Origin of the sequence: Streptomyces sp. NPDC127106 (genome assembly GCF_042677605.1) — a bacterium.
Lineage (GTDB): Bacteria > Actinomycetota > Actinomycetes > Streptomycetales > Streptomycetaceae > Streptomyces.
This window is the reverse complement of the sequence record NZ_JBHXTC010000048.1, coordinates 21,050-33,556: the sequence shown is the minus strand read 5'-3', so window position 1 is coordinate 33,556 and position 12,507 is coordinate 21,050. Positions and strand designations below refer to the sequence as shown.

Here is a 12,507-nt window from a genome sequence, read left to right as displayed (position 1 = left end):
CGGTGCACCGGCTCCGCACAGCCGTCTGCCGGGCGCGGCGGCCAGGCGGCGCAGGTCAGGGACGGGTGGACGAGGGGCGGGAGAGCCGGGGTGCCCGGGGCGGGGCGGGCGGTCAGGCGTGGGCGCCGCGTCCCGCGTTCGGGGGAGAGCCGGGCTGGGGGTGCGGTCCGGGGCCCTGGGGGCGCTCGTAGCCGGACTCGCGCCGACTGCGGACCTCGTCGGGGTGGGCGGAGGTGGTGTCGCCGAAGTTCCCGTAGCCCTGCATCTCGTGGGGGCGCAGGCCGCTTTCCGGGATCTCCACCTGGTCGCGCTCCTCGCGCACCTCGTGGACGGCGCCGCCGTTGGGCAGGTGCGGCTGGCTCTCGGGGGTGGGCGGCGGGGGCTCCTTGGCTCGGACGCGCTGGCCCAGCTTGAAGCCGGCGAGCAGGAACCCGGAGATCAGGATGCCCACGAAGAAGAACCACGCGATCCTGCCGAGGGTCGCGTCGACCGCGAGGTAGCTCAGTGTCGTGTTCATACTGGTCATATTCCCGGCTTTGCTCAGGATTCGCCCGATAAGGGCAAGAAAAATGGGTGCCGCGCGACTGACGGCCGGTACGGTGGGTAGGCGGGCAGGAGCCCGTATCGGAAGGGAGGGGTAAGGCCATGCCCCGCGGATCCTCCCCCCAGCGCGAAGACCACGACGAACACATCAAGGAGAGCGCCGAGGAACGCGGCGTCCCCGGGGACGAAGCCGCGAACCGCCTCTCCCTGGACGACCTCTCCCCGTCACGCCGCGGCGGCCCCTCCGACCCGGGCGCGGACGGCCCCACGCACGCGCAGCTCTACGAGGAGGCCAGGCAGCGCAATATCCGCGGCCGTTCGGAGATGACCAAGGCCCAGCTCAAGCGGGCCCTCGGCAAGTAGCGCCCGCCCCGGCCACCGCCCATCGCCGCAGCCGGCCGGCGCGGCCGGGAGCACGCCCGCAGCCGGCCAGCCGGCGCAGCCGGGGGCCACCGCCCGCAGGCGGCGCGGCCGAACAGCTACCGCAGAGGCCCGTCCGACTCCCGCAGCCCCGGCACCGCCCGCGCCCCGTGCCCGCTGAGCACCGCCAGGATCTCGGCGCAGATGGCGAGCGCGGTCTCCGCCGGTGTACGGGCGCCCAGGTCGAGCCCGATCGGCCCGTGCACCCGCGCCACCTCGGCCTCCGCCACCCCGGCGGCCTCCAGCCCCTCCCGCCGCCGGGCCGTGGTCTTCCGCGAGCCCAGCGCCCCGACGTACGGGATCCCGAGCGCGAGCGCCGCCCGCAGCGTCGGCACGTCGAACTCCGGATCGTGGCTGAGCATCACCAGGCAGGCCGCGTCGCGCCGCGCCGCCAGCAGCTCCTCGGCGTCCGCCACGGCGGCGACGTACTGCGCACCCCACCCCAGCAGCCGCGCCTGGGCGCCGATGAGCTGCGCCAGCTCCCCGGACTCGGGCCCGCCGATCACGACGTGGGGCGCCGACGGGTACGCCTCCACGAGCACGAGCCCAAAATCCCCGTACACGGCGTCCCGCCCGGGCCGCCGCGTGGCCAGCAGCTCACCGGCGCGCCGCCCGGCCTCGTCGGCGGGGGAGTCGACGGCCCGGACCACCTCGCTCACCGCCCGGTCGGCCCGCTCGTTCAGCCGCGTCACGAGCGCCACCCCGACCCCCTCCGCCAGCAGCTCCCACCACTCGTCCGGCACCGCCGCCAACGGCTGCAGCAGGATCTCCGCCCGGCCCCCGCAGGTCAGCTTCGCGTCCGCCGCCTCCTGCGCCCCGACCGACACCTCGCACACCCGGGCGGTGGCCCCGGGCGCCCACGCCCCGGCCTCCGCCACCAGCTCGGCGTCGAACACACCCCGGTACAGCGATCCGGCGCACTCCCCCCGCGCGTCCAGCAGCAGGGCCCCCGCCGGGTCCCGCGGCCCGAACCCCTGCTCGGCCACCGGCCGCGCCAGGAATCCCGTCCGCCCCTCGGCCGCCCACCGCCGCGCCGTCTCCACCAGTCCGCGCATCGCGCCGCCCCATCCTCGTAGTGGCCCCACCGCCAACCTATGCACGCCCCCCGCCCCTCCCCACCTTCGGATCCCACAGACTCGACACCCCTCCTTCGTACGGATCACCGGGACCACTTGCACAAACCCCCTCGATGAGTTCCTCTCGAAGAAGGGAAGGAACGAGAAGGAAGAGGCCGAACCGAACGCCAGGACGAGGCGGCGAGAGCAGGTGCTGTTCACCGACCGCGACGACGCGGGACGACGACTCGCCGAGGCCCTCCGGACGTACGAGCCGGAGAACCCCGTGGTGCTGGGCCTGCCCCGGGGCGGGGTGCCGGTGGCCTTCCACGTGGCCCACGCCCTGCACGCACCGCTCGACGTGATCGTGGTGCGCAAGCTCGGCGTCCCGTACCAGCGCGAACTCGCCTTCGGCGCGATCGGCGAGGGCGGCGTACGCGTCATCAGCGACGACATCGTCCGCCGCGGCCGCATCACCCCGCAGGACATCGCCGAGGTGGAGGCGGCCGAACAGGAGGAACTGGCCCGCCAGGCCCACCGCTTCCGAGCCGGCCGCGACCGGGTCCCCCTGCACGCCCGCACGGCGATCCTCGTCGACGACGGCATCGCCACCGGCGCCACGGCGGCCGCCGCCTGCGGGGTCGTACGGGCGCAGGGCGCGGCCAAGGTGGTCATGGCGGCCCCGGTGGCCCCGCCGGACGCGGCGGCCCGCCTGTCGGAGGCGGCCGACGACGTGGTCTTCCTGGCCACTCCGGCCGGATTCTCCGCCGTGGGCCAGTGGTACCACGACTTCTCCCAGACCCCCGACGAGGAGGTCGTCTCCCTCCTGACCCGCGCGGCGAAGGAAAGGACGACGCCCCACACCCCCCCGAAGGCACCGCCATGAGCACACCCACGACGACGATCGACGTCACGATCGACGCGGCGGGCTCCGCCCTCCCCGGGGAACTCACCCTCCCGCCGAACACCCGCGCGGTGGTCCTCTTCGCCCACGGCTCGGGCAGCAGCCGTCACAGCCCCCGCAACCGCCAGGTGGCGTCGGCCCTCAACCGGGCAGGCCTGGGCACCCTCCTCTTCGACCTGCTCACCCCCGCCGAGGAGCGGACCCGCGCCCACGTCTTCGACATCCCCACCCTGTCGGCCCGCCTGACCGACACCACGACCTGGCTCCGCACCCACACCCCGCAGGCCCACCTCGCCTACTTCGGCGCCAGCACCGGAGCCGCGGCAGCCCTCACCTCAGCGTCACTGCCGGACTCCCCGGTCTACGCGGTGGTCTCCCGAGGCGGCCGCCCCGACCTGGCGACCGACCTCCCCGCGGTCCGAGCCCCCACCCTCCTGATCGTCGGCGGCGACGACACCCAGGTCCTGGCCCTGAACCGCGAGGCCCAGGCCCGACTCCGCTGCGAGAACCGCCTGGAGGTCATCGAGGACGCCACCCACCTCTTCGAGGAACCGGGCGCCCTGGAGGAGGTAGCAACCCTGGCCACCACCTGGCTCACCACCCACCTCCCCCCGAAGTGAGGCACCGCCACGCCGCCGGCCCACGGCATGACCTGCACGTCGTCCCACCAGCGCGCGTCGGCCCGCAGACTCCTGCCGACGGGAATGGACGAGGCCGGCCCACGTGCGCGACCACCGTGCACGAGCTGTACCTGCCACGCTGAACGACCGTTCCCCCGCGCGTTGCCGAACTGCGCAAGAAGTCGGACATCGCCGGCACCGGGGCGACCGGCCGGGCCGCGGCCGAGTGCTCCGCCAAGAACCTGGCCCTGGGGTCGGAGCTGTCGGCGACCCTCTCCACCTGGGACTCGCAGGTAAAGACGGTGCTACAGATGTACGCGCACATCTCCAACCACCTCGACTACTCCAAGCAGGCCCACGCACGCGACGACGAGGCCATCGCCGCCAGCCTGCGCCACCGCGACGGCTCCGCCATGTCGGTCTCCGAGATACAGAGGTACGTGAAGTGACCCTGACCTGGACCGACCTCATCACGCTCGACCTCGCCAAGCTGGACGAAGCCGCCACGGAGTGGAAGACGGCCGCGGAGGAACTCGCCAAGCTGCACGGCACCGTGCGCGACGGCCTGGTGAAGAAGTCGGAGGCAGCCCGCTGGGAGGGGGTCAACGCCACCGTCACCCGGGAGTTCGTCCGCAGCGCCGCGAAGGAGGTGGACGACCTCCACCGTGAGGCCAAGAGCATCCACGCGGTCCTCACCGACGCGCATGCCGAGCTGGCCCAGATCCAGAAACGGGCGAAGGAGCTGGCCGACGAGGCGAGGCGGGGCGACCCGTCGCACAGGCCCGAGCCGGACCAGGGGCTGCTGGTGTCGGACGGCGGTGGCGGCAAGGTCCGGGTGGAACCGTCCATCTGCGAGGTGAAGGGCCCCAACCAGCGAACCAAGGACATGGTCCGTTGGTACGCAGAAACACTCACCGGCCTGGTCAGCCACGCGGCCGAGGTGGACGCGGCCGTCACCCGGGCCCTGCGCGCGTCACACGGCGCCGACCCGTACAACGCCGGCCACGCCGAATACACCTCGCTCGACCAGGACCAGCTGCCGCGGGCCATGAAGCTGGCCGCCCTGGGCGGGGACGCCAAGCCGGCCCAGCAGGCCGAGCTGCGCAGACTTTGGCAGTCACTCAGCCCCGATGCCCGCGCGCAGCTGTGGACCGCTCACAGGAACGACCTGCTCGCCGCCGGACTGTTCAACCCGTCGGTCAAGCAGGTGGCGCCCGACCGGGGATCCGGCAAGCACGGGGCGGACGACATCAACGTCTGGGACCGGTACAACTGGGACGAGGGCAAGGGCGTGACCATCGGGGATTCCAAGGTGTTCAAGGGGTTCTCGATACCCGACGGTGAACCGGCCCAGCAGCACAAGGTCGGTCTGGCCCAGGAGTTCAACATGGCGGGTAGCAGCTCGGTCAAGCACCACGAGCTGGGCGGCGGAACCGAATGGCCGTCCCCTGACGATCCCGGGCGTGCCGGTGAGCGCAGTGATCCGGGTCGCCATGGCCGGGACGGTGGAGGGGACGTCGATCGATGAGCCCTTCCGCGGTTCCGCCCCGTGCAGGGAGGCGGAAGCCCTGGCAGCGACGCCTCGCCATCGGCGCCTGGGTGTTCTCGGGCCTGTGTGTTCTCGGCGTCCTCAGCATGGGCCTGATGATCGCGTACGAGTTGCGCCATCCCAGCGAGGAGCAGAAGAAGTGCTGCTGGGAGGAGAACGTCACGCCCGACTGGATGGCGAGGACGATGGGCTTCCAGGTACCGAAGACGGCCACCGACCGACGGGCCGGGCTCCACACCAACGCTCAGTACGATGTCGCGCTGCTTGCCTTCACCGTGACGACCACGGAGGCGGACCGCTTCCTCAAGCCGCTGCAGCCCGAGGGCACGCAGATGGTCCGCAACACCCATCCCAAGGAGCCGGGGTACACCCGAAGCGACGGGTTCAGTCACCTTGGCCTCCCTGAGCCCGAGACCTTCGTCGATGGCATGCGCATCGGCGGCCTTTGCCGTGGTGACACCAAGACGCCAGAAGGAAACGCAGTCCAGTTCTGCACGGACATCTACGCACACGAGTTCCAGCCCGGCACCACCCGCATCTACCTCTGGGCCGGCAGCGACGCGGCAATCGAGAAGCCACCGGCCTGACCGCGGCATCTGACGCCGACCCGGACGCGGCTCAGACGCTGGTATCCGGGGACGGAATGCCGACCACTGCCACGTCGATGCCCTGCGCGCGTAGGGCGCGGGCAGCCTGGAGCAGGGAGACCTGGGCGAAGGCGAACAGGTTCGAGCTCAGGCTGCCGGCCAGCCGGCTCACCACTTCTCCGTACTCCTCGATCGGAAACGCGCGGATGCGCTGGCCTTGGGCGGCCGAGCTCCGGCCCGTGCGGCCTCTAGCGTCGGGCCGCGAACCGAGCTGCGCGGCGGTACTCGCTGTTCACGAGGAGGCGCAGGTTGTCGGCCCGCATCGTGCCGCTTGAGGGCGAGTGGCACTGCCGTCGGCCTGTACGGTTCCACGGGCCACCCCGACGGCGCTGGGATTCCCGGAAGGGCACGGCTGACGCGGGGCGCTCGCCGCGGTCCCGGCCGACGCCGGGGCGGCAAAAAGCTTGTGCGCGGGGCCGAGGGAACCGGGTAGCGTCGTCGTCATGTTCTTCCAGACACCGGTTTACGAGTGACAGCGTGACGGGCCCTGCTGACATCGTTCGACGTCGCCGCCCGTCACCCACCGATGAATCCGTAGATCACTTCACATCAGGACCGGGAGAACCCGTGACCAAGAGCAAGAACATCAACAACCCCGTGGGCCAGGGCGGCGGCCAGCGCAAGCGGCTGTCCCGCGCCGAACGGCAGAACAACGGTCCGCACCGCAACCTCGACCGCCAGGGTGCCGCCGACAAGAAGGCGGAGCTGCTGCGCAAGATGCGCGAGAAGACCGGCGCAGCCGAGGCCGCGGGGCAGGCGGGCGAGGACACCGCACAGAGCTGACGCACCGCCGCCCCAGGGCGGCACCGCACGGGGCAGGGCCCGGACCGCGACGAGCGGTCCGGGCCCTGCTGCCGGCCGTATCGGGGAGAGCGAACAGTCCCCCGTGGCGCCGAGGCGCGGCGTCCGGGTGTGAGCCGCTCACGCGCCACTCACGCGTGGATAGTGAGAGACAACGAGAAAGCCCCGGACTCAGTGGGACTGAGTTCGGGGCTTCGTCTTTGGCACTTGCGCTGGTCAGCGAGTGATTTCGCTGGTCCGGCAGAAGTGCCCCCGGCAGGATTCGAACCTGCGCACACGGCTCCGGAGGCCGTTGCTCTATCCCCTGAGCTACGGGGGCGTGTCGTCCGCGCTGCGGCGACGGGTTGAACACTACCAGCTTCCGCGGGGTGATCAGTAACCGTTTCCCGGGGCGGGGTGCCCGGGTCGCTCGGACGGGGTGGAAGTGGCGAAAACCCGGACGCGGGGGCGGACGCGGACCTACTCTCGAGTTGTGCCAGGCGCCTCGGGTCGGGTGCTTGTTGTCGACGACAACAAGGTCATCCGGCAGCTGATCAAGGTCAATCTCGAGCTGGAGGGCTTCGAGGTCGTGACCGCGAGCGATGGTGCCGAGTGCCTGGACGTGGTGCACGAGGTGGCCCCCGATGTGATCACGTTGGACGTGGTCATGCCGCGGCTGGACGGGTTCGGCGCCGCCGCACAGCTCAGGGCCGATCCGCGGACGCGGCACCTCCCCGTCGCCATCGTCAGCGCCTGTACGCAGCACGAGGTGGAGACCGGGATCGAGGCCGGGGTCGACGCGTTCATCGCCAAGCCCTTCGAGCCCGCCGAGCTGGTGCAGGTCGTGCGCAGGCTCGTCGAGCGGCGCGATCGGGAAGGGCGTGAAGGGGCTCCTGCCGGGAGGGGAAGGGGCTGACCCCCTTCGGCGCCCTCCTGTTCACATGCCGAAACCGTTCGCGTGAGCGTGGGGGGTCTCCCCTAGGCTGGTCCCGTGACCCCCGCCGATCTCACCCGTACCGTCGTGCGCGCCGTGCGCTGCGCCGTCGAGGACGGGGAGCTGCCCGCGGATGCCGCGGTGCCCGCGCGGGTGGTCGTCGAGCGGTCCCGCCCCGGTGGGGTGGGGGAGTACGCCACGCCCGTCGCCTTCCAGGTCGCCAAGGCCGCCGGCCGTGCCCCCGGTGAGGTGGCCCGGGTGCTGGCCGGGCGGCTGGGCGGCGAGGCCGGGATCGCCCGTGTCGAGGTCACCGGCGCCGGCTTCCTGAACTTCGTGTTGGAGGAGCGGTCCTCCGTTGACGTGGTGCGGGACGTGCTCCGTCTCGTGGCCGGCTTCCCCACCGCCGATCCTCTACCCGCCGGCGAGTTGCGTGCCGCCGTTGTCGGGCGTGCCGTCGGGCGGATCGTGCGCAGTCAGGGCAGCGCTGATGCGGGGCCGCCGCCGAACGTCGCGCCCGTCGCCCGGCGGGACGGGGACGTCGTCGCGCGGTTCGGGGGCGACGCCGCCGTCTGGGCCATGCTGTGCGTACCGGCTCATGAGACGCCGTCGTTCGGCGACGCGCTGCTCGTGCAGGACGAGTCCAGTGAGTTCTTCCGGGTTCGGTACGCGCACGCGCGTGCCGTCGCGCTGGTGCGCAACGCCCGGCTGCTCGGGTTCGGGCCTCAGCTGGTGCCCGCCCCGCACGGCGACGGTGCCCCGCTGCTGCGCGTGCTTGCCGACCATTCCCTCGTCCTTGAGGCCGCCGCGCACCACCGTGCGCCGGAGCGGCTGGCCAGGCACCTCGTCGAGCTGGCCGACGCGCTGCTCGACTTCCAGTACCGCGTCCTGCCCAAGGGGGACGAGAAACCCTCGGCCGCCCACCGCGCCCGGCTCGCCCTTGCCGAAGCCGCCGGGACGGTGCTGGCCGGCGGCCTGGCCCTGCTCGGCATCCACGCACCCGACTGCCTGTGATCCGCGAAGAGAGATACCGATGAGCCGTTCCGCGCACCCCGCCGGCCCCCGTCACGCCGACGTCCTGCCCGAGGGCCACTACACGCCGCCGCCCGCCGACCTCAACGCCCTCGACGAGAAGGTGTGGTCCCGGACCGTCCGGCGGAACGACGACGGGGTGGTGAGCGTCGGCGGCGTCGAGGTCACCCGGCTCGCCGAGGAGTTCGGGACCCCCGCCTACTTCCTCGACGAGGAGGACTTCCGGGGCCGGTGCCGGGCGTGGGCCCACGCCTTCGGGCCGGATGCCGATGTGTTCTACGCGGGAAAGGCGTTCCTCTCCAAGGCCGTCGTCCGCTGGCTCCAGGAAGAGGGACTCAACCTCGACGTGTGCTCCGGAGGGGAGCTGGCCACCGCCCTCGCCGCCGGGATGCCCGCCGGGCGCATCGCCTTCCACGGCAACAACAAGTCCGTGGCGGAGATCACCCGCGCCGTCGAGGCCGGCGTCGGGCGGATCGTCCTCGACTCCTTCCAGGAGATCGCCCGCGTCGCGCACATCGCCCGCGAGCACGGCGTGCGCCAGCCCGTGCAGATCCGCGTGACCGTCGGCGTCGAAGCGCACACCCACGAGTTCATCGCCACCGCCCACGAGGACCAGAAGTTCGGCATCGCCGTCGCCGACGGTTCGGCGGCCGAGGCAGTGCGGCGCGCCCTCGGGCACGACTCGCTGGAGCTGCTCGGCGTCCACTCGCACATCGGCTCGCAGATCTTCGACATGGCCGGCTTCGAGGTCTCCGCCCGCCGCGTGGTCCGCCTGCTGGCCGCCGTACGCGACGAGCACGGCATCGAGCTGCCCGAGATCGACCTCGGCGGCGGCCTCGGCATCGCCTACACCTCCTCCGACGACCCGCGCGAGCCCCAGGAGATCGCCAAGGCGCTGCACGAGATCGTCTCCCGCGAGTGCGAGGCCGCCGGGCTGCGCGCGCCCCGCATCTCCGTCGAGCCGGGCCGCGCCATCGTCGGGCCGACCGCGTTCACGCTCTACGAGGTCGGGACGATCAAGCCGCTGGAGGGGCTGCGCACCTACGTGTCCGTGGACGGCGGCATGTCCGACAACATCCGCACCGCCCTCTACGACGCCGAGTACTCCGTCACCCTCGTCTCCCGCACCTCCGACGCCGAACCGGTGCTCGCCCGCGTCGTCGGCAAGCACTGCGAGAGCGGTGACATCGTGGTCAAGGACGCCTACCTGCCGGCCGACCTGGCCCCCGGAGACCTGATCGCGGTACCCGCCACCGGGGCGTACTGCCGCTCCATGGCGAGCAACTACAACCATGCGCTCCGCCCGCCCGTCGTCGCCGTGCGCGACGGGGCGGCGCGGGTGATCGTCCGGCGCGAGACGGAGGAAGATCTCCTGCGTCTCGACCTCGGATGATGGAATAGCTGTCTCATCCAATGGACCGAGGATGGAAACTTGTGTCCATTGGGTGAGACTGGTTCAAACCCGGCGCGCAATACCGCCCGCCGGGAGCCGAAGGAAGATCGAAAGGCGTAGGTCGAATGATGCGTACGCGTCCGCTGAAGGTGGCGCTGCTGGGCTGTGGAGTGGTCGGCTCAGAGGTGGCGCGCATCATGACGACGCACGCCGACGATCTGACGGCCAGGATCGGCGCGCCCGTCGAGCTGGCGGGCGTCGCCGTGCGCCGTCCCTCCAAGGTGCGCGAGGGGATCGACCCGGCGCTGATCACCACCGACGCGACCGCCCTGCTGAAACGGGGTGACATCGACGTCGCCATCGAGGTCATCGGCGGCATCGAGCCGGCCCGCGGCCTCATCACCACCGCGTTCGACCACGGCATCTCCGTCGTCTCGGCGAACAAGGCGCTCCTCGCCCAGGACGGCGCCGCCCTGCACGCGGCCGCCGAGCAGGCCGGGCTGGACCTCTACTACGAGGCCGCCGTCGCCGGCGCCATCCCGCTGATCCGCCCGCTGCGCGAGTCCCTCGCCGGCGACAAGATCAACCGGGTGATGGGCATCGTCAACGGCACGACGAACTTCATCCTCGACAAGATGGACTCGACCGGCGCCGGTTACCAGGAGGCCCTGGACGAGGCCACCGCCCTGGGCTACGCCGAGGCCGACCCGACCGCCGACGTCGAGGGCTACGACGCCGCCGCCAAGGCCGCCATCCTGGCCGGGATCGCCTTCCACACCCGGGTCCGGCTCGACGACGTCCACCGCGAGGGCATGACCGAGGTCAGCGCGGCCGACTTCGCCTCCGCCAAGCGCATGGGCTGCACCATCAAGCTGCTCGCGATCTGCGAGCGGGCCGCCGACGGCGAGTCCGTCACGGCGCGCGTGCACCCGGCGATGATCCCGCTCAGCCACCCGCTCGCCTCCGTCCGCGAGGCGTACAACGCCGTCTTCGTCGAGGCGGAGGCCGCCGGGCGGCTCATGTTCTACGGGCCCGGCGCGGGCGGTTCGCCGACCGCCTCGGCGGTCCTGGGCGACCTCGTCGCCGTCTGCCGGAACAAGCTCGCCGAGGCAACGGGGCCCGGCGAGTCGGCGTACACCCAGCTGCCGGTCAGCCCCATGGGGGACGTCGTCACCCGGTACCACATCAGCCTCGATGTGGCCGACAAGCCGGGCGTCCTCGCCCAGGTGGCGACCGTCTTCGCGGAGCACGGCGTGTCGATCGACACCGTCCGGCAGAAGGGCAAGGACGGCGAGGCCTCCCTCGTCGTCGTCACTCACCGCGCACCCGACGCCGCCCTGTCCGGGACCGTCGAGGCGCTGCGGCAGCTGGACACCGTCCGCGGTGTCGCCAGCATCATGCGTGTTGAAGGGGAGTAAGGACCCATGAGCAGCAATCGCACCCACCAATGGCGCGGCATCATCGAGGAGTACCGGGACCGTCTGCCGGTCACGGAGACGACGCCCGTGGTGACGCTCCGCGAGGGCGGTACGCCCCTCGTCCCCGCGCAGGTCCTGTCCGAGCGCACGGGCTGCGAGGTGCACCTCAAGGTCGAGGGCGCGAACCCCACCGGTTCCTTCAAGGACCGCGGCATGACCATGGCGATCACCAAGGCCAAGGAGGACGGCGCCAAGGCCGTCATCTGCGCCTCCACCGGCAACACCTCGGCCTCCGCGGCGGCGTACGCGGTGCGCGCCGGGATGGTCTCCGCCGTCCTCGTGCCCCGCGGGAAGATCGCGCTCGGCAAGATGGGCCAGGCGCTCGTGCACGGCGCGAAGATCCTGCAGGTGGACGGCAACTTCGACGACTGCCTCGACCTGGCCCGCGCGCTCTCCGACAACTACCCGGTGGCGCTGGTCAATTCCGTCAACCCGGTGCGCATCGAGGGCCAGAAGACGGCCGCGTTCGAGATCGTCGACGCGCTCGGCGACGCCCCCGACGTCCACGTGCTGCCCGTCGGCAACGCCGGCAACATCACGGCGTACTGGAGGGGCTTCAAGGAGTACAAGGCCGACGGCCTGGCCTCCCGTACGCCCCGCGTGTGGGGTTTCCAGGCCTCCGGGTCCGCACCCATCGTGCGCGGCGAGGTCGTCAAGGAGCCGCAGACCATCGCCACCGCGATCCGCATCGGCAACCCGGCCTCCTGGGAGCACGCGCTCGCCGCGCGCGACGAGTCGGGCGGCTTCATCGACGAGGTGACGGACCGCCAGATCCTGGCCGCCTACCGGCTGTTGGCCGCACAGGAGGGCGTCTTCGTCGAGCCCGCCTCGGCCGCTTCGGTGGCCGGCCTGCTCAAGGCGGCCGAGCTGGGCCTGGTCGACCCCGGCCAGAAGATCGTGTGCACGGTCACGGGCAACGGCCTGAAGGACCCCGACTGGGCGGTCGCCGGCGCTCCGCAGCCCGTCACCGTTCCGGTGGACGCGGAGGCCGCGGCCGTCCGCCTCGGGCTGGTCTGACCGGCCGCTCACCGCGGCCCGGCCGACCGGCCGGGCCGCCGTCCGCCCCGCCGGCGGGCCGGGGGTGTGGCCACGTCGCGGTGTCGCGGCGGCGGCACCGGGGGGCGGGCCCCGCACGCCGCCCCCGCCCCGGCGCGG

Annotated in this window: 13 protein-coding genes, 1 tRNA gene and 1 pseudogene; 11 read left to right on the top strand and 4 right to left on the bottom strand. The window is 72.2% G+C overall.

Going from position 1 to position 12,507, the window contains the following annotated elements:
• Positions 1-112: 112 nt before the first annotated feature.
• Positions 113-517, bottom strand: coding sequence for a DUF6479 family protein (locus ACFVGY_RS29390; RefSeq protein ID WP_385682721.1), 405 nt, complete (start codon positions 515-517; stop codon positions 113-115).
• Positions 518-645: 128 nt separating this feature from the next.
• Between ACFVGY_RS29390 and ACFVGY_RS29385 the strand changes: the two genes are divergently transcribed.
• On the top strand, positions 646-906 hold the full coding sequence (locus tag ACFVGY_RS29385; protein ID WP_385682717.1) for a plasmid stabilization protein: 261 nt from the start codon (positions 646-648) through the stop codon (positions 904-906).
• A 116-nt stretch (positions 907-1,022) separates the two neighbouring features.
• Here the strand turns inward: ACFVGY_RS29385 and ACFVGY_RS29380 are convergent, their stop codons facing one another.
• Positions 1,023-2,018 carry an XdhC family protein gene (locus ACFVGY_RS29380; protein ID WP_385682714.1) on the bottom strand — a complete coding sequence of 332 codons (996 nt, stop codon included), beginning with the start codon at positions 2,016-2,018 and terminating at the stop codon, positions 1,023-1,025.
• Positions 2,019-2,229: 211 nt separating this feature from the next.
• On the opposite strand from ACFVGY_RS29380, the pseudogene ACFVGY_RS29375 reads away from it, so the two are divergent.
• From ACFVGY_RS29375 to ACFVGY_RS29360, 4 genes and pseudogenes are all read left to right on the top strand, one after another.
• Positions 2,230-3,542: pseudogene (locus ACFVGY_RS29375) on the top strand (alpha/beta fold hydrolase).
• A gap of 311 nt (positions 3,543-3,853) precedes the next feature.
• Complete coding sequence (locus ACFVGY_RS29370; RefSeq protein ID WP_385682711.1) at positions 3,854-3,991, top strand: hypothetical protein; 138 nt, start codon at positions 3,854-3,856, stop codon at positions 3,989-3,991.
• The gene (locus ACFVGY_RS29365) at positions 3,988-5,070 is read left to right on the top strand and encodes a hypothetical protein (RefSeq protein WP_385682709.1); all 1,083 of its coding nucleotides are present in this window, start codon (positions 3,988-3,990) and stop codon (positions 5,068-5,070) included. The genes ACFVGY_RS29370 and ACFVGY_RS29365 overlap by 4 nt, the downstream gene beginning before the upstream one ends.
• A gap of 116 nt (positions 5,071-5,186) precedes the next feature.
• A complete protein-coding gene (locus ACFVGY_RS29360; protein WP_385682706.1) occupies positions 5,187-5,678 on the top strand; it encodes a hypothetical protein in 492 nt (163 codons plus the stop codon).
• Positions 5,679-5,709: 31 nt separating this feature from the next.
• Here the strand turns inward: ACFVGY_RS29360 and ACFVGY_RS29355 are convergent, their stop codons facing one another.
• Positions 5,710-5,853, bottom strand: coding sequence for a hypothetical protein (locus ACFVGY_RS29355; RefSeq protein ID WP_385682703.1), 144 nt, complete (start codon positions 5,851-5,853; stop codon positions 5,710-5,712).
• Between the two features lie 452 nt (positions 5,854-6,305).
• On the opposite strand from ACFVGY_RS29355, the gene ACFVGY_RS29350 reads away from it, so the two are divergent.
• Positions 6,306-6,521: a DUF6243 family protein gene (locus ACFVGY_RS29350; protein WP_385682700.1), complete on the top strand. Its 216-nt coding sequence runs from the start codon at positions 6,306-6,308 to the stop codon at positions 6,519-6,521.
• Positions 6,522-6,786: 265 nt separating this feature from the next.
• Here the strand turns inward: ACFVGY_RS29350 and ACFVGY_RS29345 are convergent.
• Positions 6,787-6,858, bottom strand: a tRNA-Arg gene (locus tag ACFVGY_RS29345).
• 99 nt (positions 6,859-6,957) lie between these two features.
• On the opposite strand from ACFVGY_RS29345, the gene ACFVGY_RS29340 reads away from it, so the two are divergent.
• From ACFVGY_RS29340 to thrC, 5 genes are all read left to right on the top strand, one after another.
• Positions 6,958-7,434 (top strand): response regulator, encoded by a 477-nt coding sequence (locus tag ACFVGY_RS29340; RefSeq protein ID WP_385682697.1) that lies wholly within the window; start codon positions 6,958-6,960, stop codon positions 7,432-7,434.
• 75 nt (positions 7,435-7,509) lie between these two features.
• Positions 7,510-8,463: an ArgS-related anticodon-binding protein NrtL gene (nrtL, locus tag ACFVGY_RS29335; protein WP_385682694.1), complete on the top strand. Its 954-nt coding sequence runs from the start codon at positions 7,510-7,512 to the stop codon at positions 8,461-8,463.
• A 19-nt stretch (positions 8,464-8,482) separates the two neighbouring features.
• A complete protein-coding gene (gene lysA, locus ACFVGY_RS29330; RefSeq protein ID WP_385682691.1) occupies positions 8,483-9,874 on the top strand; it encodes a diaminopimelate decarboxylase in 1,392 nt (463 codons plus the stop codon).
• A gap of 128 nt (positions 9,875-10,002) precedes the next feature.
• Positions 10,003-11,292 carry a homoserine dehydrogenase gene (locus tag ACFVGY_RS29325; RefSeq protein ID WP_385682792.1) on the top strand — a complete coding sequence of 430 codons (1,290 nt, stop codon included), beginning with the start codon at positions 10,003-10,005 and terminating at the stop codon, positions 11,290-11,292.
• 6 nt (positions 11,293-11,298) lie between these two features.
• Complete coding sequence (gene thrC / locus ACFVGY_RS29320) at positions 11,299-12,369, top strand: threonine synthase (RefSeq protein WP_385682689.1); 1,071 nt, start codon at positions 11,299-11,301, stop codon at positions 12,367-12,369.
• Positions 12,370-12,507 lie beyond the last annotated feature (138 nt).

Bases quoted from the DNA above. Each gene is read 5' to 3' on its own strand.
- ACFVGY_RS29390 (WP_385682721.1), bottom strand. From the start codon at position 517: ATGAACACGACACTGAGCTACCTCGCGGTCGACGCGACCCTCGGCAGG.
- ACFVGY_RS29385 (WP_385682717.1), top strand. From the start codon at position 646: ATGCCCCGCGGATCCTCCCCCCAGCGCGAAGACCACGACGAACACATC.
- ACFVGY_RS29380 (WP_385682714.1), bottom strand. From the start codon at position 2,018: ATGCGCGGACTGGTGGAGACGGCGCGGCGGTGGGCGGCCGAGGGGCGG.
- ACFVGY_RS29370 (WP_385682711.1), top strand. From the start codon at position 3,854: ATGTACGCGCACATCTCCAACCACCTCGACTACTCCAAGCAGGCCCAC.
- ACFVGY_RS29360 (WP_385682706.1), top strand. From the start codon at position 5,187: ATGATCGCGTACGAGTTGCGCCATCCCAGCGAGGAGCAGAAGAAGTGC.
- lysA (WP_385682691.1), top strand. From the start codon at position 8,483: ATGAGCCGTTCCGCGCACCCCGCCGGCCCCCGTCACGCCGACGTCCTG.
- ACFVGY_RS29325 (WP_385682792.1), top strand. From the start codon at position 10,003: ATGCGTACGCGTCCGCTGAAGGTGGCGCTGCTGGGCTGTGGAGTGGTC.
- thrC (WP_385682689.1), top strand. From the start codon at position 11,299: ATGAGCAGCAATCGCACCCACCAATGGCGCGGCATCATCGAGGAGTAC.